Origin of the sequence: Lutibacter maritimus (assembly GCF_900116115.1) — a bacterium.
In the GTDB taxonomy this organism is placed as follows: Bacteria; Bacteroidota; Bacteroidia; order Flavobacteriales; family Flavobacteriaceae; genus Lutibacter; species Lutibacter maritimus.
The window spans coordinates 1-9,189 of record NZ_FOZP01000013.1 but is presented as its reverse complement, the minus strand read 5'-3'; the positions used below and the strand labels follow the sequence as shown (position 1 = coordinate 9,189).

Below are 9,189 nucleotides of genomic sequence, written 5' to 3'. Positions count from 1 at the left end.
TTATCTCCATTATTTATATAAAATTCATACTTCTCAATTTTTTTTTGATTTTCTCTTTCAATTAATATCTTCTCTAATTCTTTATCAGACACAAAATTTTCGTTAAGTTTTTTATTTTGATATTGAACAAAACTATTATAAAGATTATAAGATAAAAAAAGAATAGGAATGGTAATTAAGAATGAAATTATCCAAAGTCGTAAAGATTCCTTTTTTCGTTCTTTAATAACTTTTTCTCGTATTTTTCGAAGTTCTTGTTTCGAAAGTTTTCTTATATCAACTTCTCCTTGAAAAGCTTTCAAATATGCTTTTCTGGCACTCATAAAAGAGCTGTCTTTTTTGAAAATACTTATTTTTCGTAACAAATTCCTATTGTTTCGAATAATTGTATTCATTGATTGCATATTCCCAGCTCCGCTCATTTATTTTGCAATTTTTTTATTCGGACATTGTAGCCAACGGTATTTTATAAGATTTGTGCGACTGGAAAATCGGAGATTTTTCGGTTGTAGCAAATCGTTAGTTGAATGTTTGTCGTTTGTACTAGTTCAAATTTAAGCATAAATTATATGAGGTGTTGCCAGTCTGGCTTTTCTTATTCAGGATTAATGTTTTCTTTCGAAACGAAAGTCAGTTTTGAATTTGCTTTTATTTTCCTCTTGTCTTTATGGGTTATCTTAAAACCAACACAATTTGCCTCTGTTATACTAATCTTATTATTTACAATGTTTGCAATTTCGAAAATAAACTTTATTTCATCATCTCTGTTGAAATCTTTAATTCTTACAGAATATTCATTTGGCTTTGGGAGTCTGCTTTTGAATTCATCTACTCCAATTTTAGATTTATTTGTATGTTTAAGTATTATTGCTCCAGCTTCAAACTCAAAGATTACTCTAAAGTTTTTTTGGTCTATATTTGTTGTGTTTTTAAGTAAAAATTCTTTTGTATGAATATTCTTATGTGTTGTGCCATCGTCGTTAGTTATCGGTAATTTTGACATAATATCTTCGTCAATACAATAACAGTACATTTTTTGAATTTTACTAGTATATTTAGTGTAAGCAATTGTTCCGACGGTTCCTCCAAAGCCTCCTAATATGATTGCAAGTATTGTTTCTACCATAATTAATGAAAAATTATTTTTGAAACATTACCTAAAAAATCAACTTCATATGTTCCAAATCGAGCACTTATTCCAACTTGTTTGCATAGTATCTCTGCATTATTTAAAAAATTTAACGGGACTAAAATGTAAAATGAAGCTTGTATTTTATTTGCATATTCTTTCCATTGATTTGTCGCTTCAAAAAGATTGATACTATCTGATGTTTCTACTTCAATGATAAATTCCACTGTGTTTTTTCCTTTCTTTGTAAGAATAATATCAGGATAAAGTTCTCCTATTCCCGCATTTTTTTGTGAGGAAGGGTTTATATAAATATCATATTCTGAAGTGTTTAGAAAATTACTAGCACTATTTATGACTTTGTCGTGGAGAGATTGATTATTATAATTTCTATTTGACATTTATTTTGTTTTTTTCATCTTAGCTTGCTGGCAACGTGTTTGTGTATGGTTTGTTGCGTGGTTTAGCACGTAATTTAGCAAATAAAAACCGAATAGAAAATCCGCGAGGATTTTCGTAAGTAGGCTAGAACTAGCAATAAATTATATACGGTGTTGGCAACTGTTTTTTTTAATATTCTATATATTCAATTCGTTTATCTGTTTTCCAATTAACGTTCTCTTTTGAAAAAAAAGCAATTTCTTCCCAACCTCCATTTACTCCACCATATTCCTCATTAGTATATAGAACGGAAATATTTGCAACAATTGAGTCGTACGATTTATTAGCCAAGAATGAATTGAAAACGTAAATTATTTTATCATTGTTTTTAGTTTCTTTTGGATTTAGAAATTCAGTTGTTTTAGAATTTAGCTTTGATTTATTAAACACAAAAGAATCTTGTTTAGAAATTAACTTTTTTAGTAATTCAGACTGTGATTTTGAATCCGTATTATTTATAACATATTTGAAGTCATTCAGTGTTTCTCCGTTCTTTTGACCTGTATATTTTATGTCAAAATTGTAAAGTTTGGTTTCAGTTTCCGAGTGATTTTCCATAATCAAATCTATTATTTTATGATAATCAACGGATTCCAGAATCGGTTTATTAGTAACTTTTTTTTCAGAAGTCTTTTGATTGCAAGAAATCAGAACTAAAAAAGTCAAAAAGGTTAGAAATATGGTAATGTACTTTGTCATTTCTCAAATTGTTGCCAACGGTTTTGGACATGAAAAGTTGCGAGTTTGGAACGCAATTTTTCTTTGGTTAAATTTAATATTATTTTGTTTTATAAACTTTCTTTTTTACTGAAATAAGCAATTTTTTATGTGCGTTGTTGTAAAATGTGGTTTTGAGTTAAATTAATCTTTCATAACTATAAATTTCACCGCACCAATAGTCAAAATCGGCTTATATATTCAAATCAAGAAATATTCAAAAATCCTTTCATTTTTCTATTATGTTTCAATTTTTCTAAAATCATTATCCGTTTCAATTGTCAATTCATTCTATTGAGAATCAATCCGTTTCAATTGTCAATCCAGCTTTTTGCGAATCAATCCGTTTCAACAATCAACTCCGAGGCAATTTTAATCCAATTCACACCAACTTACAAATCGAATAAATTAAAATTCTCCTTATCTCGCGCGGTTCATTCCGGCTCTGACATCTTAACTTAAAAAAACTCAAATTAAGGACATCTGTATGATGTCCGCCATATTTTACAACGGTTTTGGACATGAAAAGTTGCGGGTTTTAAAACGTAATTTTCCAATGTTTAAATTTAATATTTTTTTATTTTAGAAACATTCTTTTAATTGAATTTAGCAATTTTTTATGTGCGTTGTTGGCGTGTCGTTTTACTTAATTTCAATTTTTTCCCCTAAAAACTTAGGATTTACTCCAAATAAGATGTCAATAAATACTTTCGTTCTTGCTAAATATTCTCTTGTTTTAACTTTTATTCCATATCTGCCAGACACATCTTGAGCATTGAATCCTATTGCTTTTATTCCGTTTTTTTCTGCTAAATAAATAGCTCTTTCGTTGTGAAATTGTTGGGAAATAATCGTAATACTCTGTTGTCCAAAAATCTCTTTTGCTCTAATTACTGAATCAAGCGTTCTAAATCCGGCATAATCTAAAAATATTTTATTTTCAGGAATTCCAAGTTTTATTAACTCGTTTTTAAAATCAGAAGGTTCATCATAGTTTTCATTTCCATTATCTCCGCTTATCAGGATAAAATCAATTTTTCCTTTATTGAAAAGCTCGACAGTAGCATTTATTCGATACTTAAAATATAAATTTATTGTTCCGTTTTTTAATGTTCTAGAAGTTCCTAAAACAAGTCCTACTTTATTCTTTTCGATTTGTGACGAGTCAGAATAAGTTTTATTTTTCGAATTTTTTTCGATTGAATAATTAGAAAAGACAATCAATGAAATTGTTAAACTTAATAATAGAATTAAATAATATACTTTTTTCTTTTTCATTTTTTCGAAATGCACGCCAACGTGATTTTATATGATTTGTGCGACTGGAAAATCGGAGATTTTTCGGACGAGGCAAATCGTTTGTTGAATGTTTGTCGTTAATGCTAGTTCAAATTTAAGCATAAATTATATGAGGTGTTGGCAAGCGTTTTTATTCTTTCAGTAATCTGATTTTTTCGATTTCCTCAGAGTCAACAACCTTAGTCCGAGTGCACCTATCAGTGTACAAGGTTTGTTTGTGTTTTCTTTTATTATCACGTAATTCCTTCGTCCCCCAACTATCTTTGAAGGCATAAATTAAATATTGTTCGTTCAATTCAAAATAATAACCACAATCTCCTCCGCCGCTACTACCAGTGTAAATAATTACTTCTTTTTTTCTTTTATTTCCTTTAAATACTTCAATGGAATCAAATGTGATTTTTGCCAATACACGACCTTTGAAAATATCAAATTTATCTCGAGATTTGGATGTAAATACTCTTGATTTTCCATCCTTCTCTTGCAATATTTGAACATAATCTATTTGAACAACTTTTCCCGACAATACATAGTCGGCGCTTTTAAATTCTTTCTCAATCGATTTGATAATAATGCATTCACAAGCATTTGCACTATAAGAAGTCAAAATAAATAGTAATAAGAATGTTTTTATCAAATTTAGTTTCATAATGTTTGCCAACGGTTTAGTATAACGAAAGTTGTGATTTGGTTTGCAATTTTTTTCGTTTTATAAATTTAATAAAATAAATATTACAAAACATTCTAATTTACTAAAAGAAACAATTTTGGTTATACATTGTTGTAAATAGTGGTTTTTCATTCTGGTGCTAAAAAATCGTACGTAATTATTATAATATTTTGAATTTATCTATGAATTAAAATTTGTCTTAAATACTTTTTGGATTCACATCTCAATTCGGCTCATTTTCTTAGAAACTTTAATTTCTTGGTTAAGACTCAATTTTCTTAAAAACTTTTCCGATTCGTTGCTCAATCCGTTATTATGCTCAATCTTTCCGTTTCAATGAGTTTTTCGGTTTATTGCTCAATTCCAGTATTTTGCTCAATCTTTCCGTTTCAATGAGTTTTTCCGATTTCATTGCTCAACTTTTCCGTTACAATATATAAATCATAAATACTCAAATTTGTCAAATAGAGTAGAAGTGATTTTAGAACTTTATTTTTTCGTTAAAATATTTTTTTCGTGTTTTAGACAGTTCAACTTTTTCTAATTTAAAATATTAGAATGAAGGACTTCAGAGTGAAGTCCACCATTATTTACAACGTGTTTGTGTATGGCTCGTTGCGGGAAATCAGCTATGATTTTCCGCCGTAGAACGAAGATAGCAAATTGCAATGAATTCCGATTAGGAATTCAGCCGCAATGAGCTATACACGTTGTTCTACGCAGTTTTTATTCAGTATTTTATTTTTTCCAAGTTCATAATTTTGTCATATTCATACAGAATTCGGTCAGATTCAGAGAATGGAATTTGGTATAAATCACAAACCTTTTTTAAGTCAGTCAGATAGTTCAAATATTGAATGATATTGTCATTTATATTTGTCTTTAACTTTAGTTCTATTCCATAAATCAGTCGGTAAACTCTTTGGTCAATAATTTGATAGATTTTTGGATTTCTAAATCTCAAGATTGTCGAAGCCATTGGCAATCTAATTCCTTTCGTTTTTAGCAATTCCATCAAAATTTCGCCAGTTAAAGCCGAGTCAATAAATTCCGCTTTTCGGTCAATTTTGTTTATTAAATTTAGCGTTTGAGTATTTAATTCAGCGTAACGATTGGTTTTCCACAATACGATTTCGTTAATCAAATCCTGATTAAATTCCGATTTTATGTTGTCCAGTTTTTCGGTCAGTTCAGGTTGATAATTGTATTCCAATTCCAAAAGTTCAACTGTGCTCGGATTTAATTCTTGTATTTTCTTCATAGAAAAAAACACACGATTAGGTTTGCTAACCGTGTTTTTGAGTTTTTATTTTTTTGAACTTCCTTTTGAACCAGAAGAAGAACCTTTTAAACTTCCACCAGATTTACTTGATGCATTACTTCTTCCTCCTCCAGATTTGTTTCCAGTTGTTGATGGCCATCCGCCAGCGTTTCCTTGTCCTTTTCCTTTACTCATTGTTTTAAAATTTAAAATGTTAATAATTAGATTTTGTTCCGTCAAATTGCGTAGAACGTGATTGTATAAGATTAGTTGCGTGTTTTAAGCACTAAAGTTAGCAAATAAATCACAGATAGAAAGTCCGCGAGGACTTTCGTAAGTAGGCTAGAACTAGCAATTAATTTTATACGGTGTTGGCAACTGGCTTTTTTTTATTTTCGGTTTAAAAATCTTGTGTCATTCATATTTTGTTCGTTTTCATAAGTTCCGATTTTTTTTAAATAATAATACCTTAATCTTTCCGAACACGATTTATAATTGTCATATCCTGTCACAGAATATTTCAGCATTTTAATCGGTTTTAAGTCGTTTTTGTCAAACCTAAACCCTTTTCCAAAATATTCAATTCCGCCTTTTGGATAATCTTGATATTCATTAAAGACTTTGCTTATTAATAATCCTGCTACAATTTCATTTCCGTTTTCCGAGTAAAATAATGTGTCAATAATCGATTCTTTATACTCAACTTTTTCAGGTAAATCAATTGCCCAATCTCTTTCGATTGTGTCGTTATATGTTTTTCCGTTAAAATATCTCAAAGCTAATTCTGCTGGTCTTCGAACTGTTTTAACTTTTATTAAACTGTCAACTAATTTTTGAGTTTTGATTTTATCAAGTTCATAAGTTTTCTGGTCGACTTTTACATTATAAACAAATTCATTTGGCGTTGTCGTTTCTGTTTTTTTCAGAGAATATTCTTTTGTCAAATGAGTCATTGACATAATTGCAAGTGGACAACTTAAAATTAGAAGAAACCAAACACTTATTTTTCGAATGTTTTTTTTGAATGATATTAAAATAAATACAATTGTTGAAAGAAACAGAACTATTGATGTAATCGTAAAAGTGTCAATTACATTTCCTAACCCAGAACCATTTTTGTCATTAAAAATATGGAAGATAGAAACTATAATTCCAACTGCTAAAATTCCATATAAAATTTTAATTCCGTGTTCTTTCATTTTTTTAGCGTTCTGATTTTAGCTTGTTGCCAACGGTTGGGCTATGATTCCGTTGCGAGTAAAATCCGCAGGATTTTCCGAAGTAGGAATCATATTTTATAAATGTAGGAATAAATCGTGTAATTAACCAACTGGAGCAATGGATTATAGCCGGTGTTAGGCAAATGTGCTTTATTTATTAAAGACTACCTTTAAAATCGAGTCAGTTTCGTAATTAGGAGCTTTTAGTTTTTTTGCTGTTTCCTGGTTTATTTTTTTCCATCCGTACAGATAGTCATATATCCATAGGGAATCGGTTTTTGAATTGGTCTGAAAATGTAGAAGAGAAGTTTTATCCTTATGCCAATATCCTTTTGTGTATCCAAATTCTAAACTATCTGCTGGATATTTTGATTTTTTAGGTAATTTGGCAAGGTCATACATCTTTTTTGATTCTCTCCAAGATTGCTTGTATTCGGCTACCTGTGTTTTAAATTCTATTTCTTTTCCAGTCAATTTACGGTGATAACTTACCAAAATGATGCTTGACATATCATCAGGGTGTTTAATTCCATTTCTTTTAAAAAAACGTCCCAATCGTGAACCTGACCACAAATTCCAATTGTTTCTTATCCAAAGTCCAGTTCCGAAATGATAATCGCCTACGAATTCACTCTCGTTTAGTTTCTTTATTTCTGTTTTTAAAGAATCACTGTAAAATTTATCAACTTCGAGAATAGCATCATCCAAGTTTTTTGGAATATAAACACCGTCTATTTCTGATTTGTAGGAATCAAATAAAACTGAACAACTTATAAATGTCAGTGAGAATATTAATATGACGGAAGTTTTTTTCAGCATTTTGCCTAACGAGTTTTTATAAGATTTGTGCGCCTAAAAATCGGAGATTTTTCGGTGGTAGCAAATCGGTTTGTTAGAATGTTTGTCGTTTTGTACTAGTTCAAATTTAAGCATAAATTTTATGAGTTGTTGCCTAATGTAGCTTTTCATTTGATTTGATTCTTTCTTAAAATTGTTAGGAGTAAACCCCTTTTAAAGTTAAATATTACTTCTCATATTTAAAGGGAGTTTTATCATAAATCAACAATTTTTTTAAGAGGCTATAATTTCTTTTGGATTCAATCCGTATTGATTTTCGCTAGAGTTACCATCTGTAACCATTAATACAAAAAGCCAAATAGCACCAATTATCGGAATTAATGCAATTAGCATCATCCAACCACTTTTTCCTACATCGTGAAGTCTTCTTACTCCAACAGCCAAACTAGGTATAATCATAGCTATTGTATATATACCATATAAAGGTCCGTATCCGATTTCTCCTATAGCTATTCCAAGAACATTATCTAATACCATTGCAATAATTGCAAATATCATATTGAATAAAACAAACATCCAATACTCTGTCCTTCTTGCTCTGCCATTAAAATCTGCATACTGTTTTAATACTTTTAAATACCAATTCATTTTTTTAAAATTAAAATTTTCCTACTTAAGGTTTTTCGGTTTCACCCCGTTTTTTAAGAGTGGGTTCTGGACTCCACTATATAATATCTTCAATCTAACCGAAATTTATCTCCGCTATATTTGGCAACGTGTTTGTATAACTAAAGTTGTGATTTGTTTTGCAATTTTTTTGTTTGATAAAAATAATAAAATTAATATTAAGAAACATTCTATTTTACGATAAAAAACAATTTTGGTTATACGGTGTTGCTTGTAGCGGCTTTTAATTCTGGTGCTAAAAAGTCGTACCGTAAATATTATAAAATTCTGTATTTATCAATTAGTTAAAATTTGTCTTAAATACTTTTTCAATTCAATACTCAAATCGGTTTAATTTTTTAAAATCTAGAATTTATCTATTTAGATTCAATTTTCTTATGAACTTTTTCGGTTCACTTCTCAATCCGTTATTGTGCTCAATTTTTCCGTTTCAATGCTCAATTCCGACATTTTGCTCAATCTTTTCGTTTCAATGAGTTTTTTCCGATTTCATTGCTCAATTTTTCCATTACAATATTTAAATCATAAATGCTCAAATTTTTCAAATAGAGTAGAAGTGATTTTAGAACTTTATTTTCTTATTAAAATATTTTTTTTGTGTGTTAGATAGTTCAACTTTTTATAACTTAAAAAACTAGAATTAAGGACTTCAAAGTGAAGTGTCTTGTCCTGAAATAGGTTGACCATTTTTTGGTTAAAAATTAGGATTAAAAATAGTCAAATTACCGGAACATTGATAAGTTTTTTCAAAAAAATCCCTGTGGGTTTTAAAAAACTTACCAATATTCCTACGCTGATTTTTTTGCATATGATTTATATTTTTGTTGGTTATAATTTTGGTGAACATTTTGTGGCGTATTAAGATCCAGGCTCCAATGTAATCTTTCATTATTATAAATTTGTACAGCTTGTTTAATCATTTTCTGAGCAATGCTTATAGATTTAATAGTTTTTTTGAGTCCAAATT

11 protein-coding genes are annotated in these 9,189 nt (G+C 29.2%); all 11 read right to left on the bottom strand.

What is annotated here, in order from left to right; genetic code table 11:
• Window positions 1-323, bottom strand: a 323-nt coding sequence (locus tag BM335_RS15405; protein WP_143102446.1) for a hypothetical protein, incomplete at its 3' end; no start/stop codon positions are given.
• Window positions 324-595: 272 nt separating this feature from the next.
• The gene (locus tag BM335_RS15400) at window positions 596-1,126 is read right to left on the bottom strand and encodes a hypothetical protein (protein WP_090230798.1); all 531 of its coding nucleotides are present in this window, start codon (window positions 1,124-1,126) and stop codon (window positions 596-598) included.
• Window positions 1,127-1,128: 2 nt separating this feature from the next.
• Complete coding sequence (locus BM335_RS15395) at window positions 1,129-1,530, bottom strand: hypothetical protein (protein ID WP_090230794.1); 402 nt, start codon at window positions 1,528-1,530, stop codon at window positions 1,129-1,131.
• Window positions 1,531-1,699: 169 nt separating this feature from the next.
• Window positions 1,700-2,128 carry a hypothetical protein gene (locus tag BM335_RS15390; protein WP_143102445.1) on the bottom strand — a complete coding sequence of 143 codons (429 nt, stop codon included), beginning with the start codon at window positions 2,126-2,128 and terminating at the stop codon, window positions 1,700-1,702.
• An 801-nt stretch (window positions 2,129-2,929) separates the two neighbouring features.
• Window positions 2,930-3,565 (bottom strand): SanA/YdcF family protein, encoded by a 636-nt coding sequence (locus BM335_RS15385; RefSeq protein WP_090230785.1) that lies wholly within the window; start codon window positions 3,563-3,565, stop codon window positions 2,930-2,932.
• Between the two features lie 151 nt (window positions 3,566-3,716).
• Window positions 3,717-4,235 carry a hypothetical protein gene (locus BM335_RS15380; protein WP_090230781.1) on the bottom strand — a complete coding sequence of 173 codons (519 nt, stop codon included), beginning with the start codon at window positions 4,233-4,235 and terminating at the stop codon, window positions 3,717-3,719.
• A 751-nt stretch (window positions 4,236-4,986) separates the two neighbouring features.
• A complete protein-coding gene (locus BM335_RS15375; RefSeq protein WP_090230778.1) occupies window positions 4,987-5,517 on the bottom strand; it encodes a hypothetical protein in 531 nt (176 codons plus the stop codon).
• Between the two features lie 45 nt (window positions 5,518-5,562).
• Entirely contained in the window at window positions 5,563-5,712 is a 150-nt protein-coding gene (locus tag BM335_RS15805) for a hypothetical protein (RefSeq protein ID WP_177219233.1), read from the bottom strand.
• Between the two features lie 194 nt (window positions 5,713-5,906).
• Window positions 5,907-6,716 (bottom strand): hypothetical protein, encoded by an 810-nt coding sequence (locus BM335_RS15370; protein ID WP_090230773.1) that lies wholly within the window; start codon window positions 6,714-6,716, stop codon window positions 5,907-5,909.
• Between the two features lie 171 nt (window positions 6,717-6,887).
• Window positions 6,888-7,556, bottom strand: coding sequence for a DUF6794 domain-containing protein (locus BM335_RS15365; RefSeq protein ID WP_090230769.1), 669 nt, complete (start codon window positions 7,554-7,556; stop codon window positions 6,888-6,890).
• Between the two features lie 252 nt (window positions 7,557-7,808).
• On the bottom strand, window positions 7,809-8,183 hold the full coding sequence (locus tag BM335_RS15360) for a DUF805 domain-containing protein (RefSeq protein WP_090230766.1): 375 nt from the start codon (window positions 8,181-8,183) through the stop codon (window positions 7,809-7,811).
• Between the last annotated feature and the right edge of the window lie 1,006 nt (window positions 8,184-9,189).

What these genes read in the sequence shown, in the direction of transcription:
- BM335_RS15400 (WP_090230798.1), bottom strand. Translation starts at nt 1,126, where the DNA reads ATGGTAGAAACAATACTTGCAATCATATTAGGAGGCTTTGGAGGAACC.
- BM335_RS15395 (WP_090230794.1), bottom strand. Translation starts at nt 1,530, where the DNA reads ATGTCAAATAGAAATTATAATAATCAATCTCTCCACGACAAAGTCATA.
- BM335_RS15390 (WP_143102445.1), bottom strand. Translation starts at nt 2,128, where the DNA reads ATGGAAAATCACTCGGAAACTGAAACCAAACTTTACAATTTTGACATA.
- BM335_RS15385 (WP_090230785.1), bottom strand. Translation starts at nt 3,565, where the DNA reads ATGAAAAAGAAAAAAGTATATTATTTAATTCTATTATTAAGTTTAACA.
- BM335_RS15380 (WP_090230781.1), bottom strand. Translation starts at nt 4,235, where the DNA reads ATGAAACTAAATTTGATAAAAACATTCTTATTACTATTTATTTTGACT.
- BM335_RS15375 (WP_090230778.1), bottom strand. Translation starts at nt 5,517, where the DNA reads ATGAAGAAAATACAAGAATTAAATCCGAGCACAGTTGAACTTTTGGAA.
- BM335_RS15805 (WP_177219233.1), bottom strand. Translation starts at nt 5,712, where the DNA reads ATGAGTAAAGGAAAAGGACAAGGAAACGCTGGCGGATGGCCATCAACA.
- BM335_RS15370 (WP_090230773.1), bottom strand. Translation starts at nt 6,716, where the DNA reads ATGAAAGAACACGGAATTAAAATTTTATATGGAATTTTAGCAGTTGGA.
- BM335_RS15365 (WP_090230769.1), bottom strand. Translation starts at nt 7,556, where the DNA reads ATGCTGAAAAAAACTTCCGTCATATTAATATTCTCACTGACATTTATA.
- BM335_RS15360 (WP_090230766.1), bottom strand. Translation starts at nt 8,183, where the DNA reads ATGAATTGGTATTTAAAAGTATTAAAACAGTATGCAGATTTTAATGGC.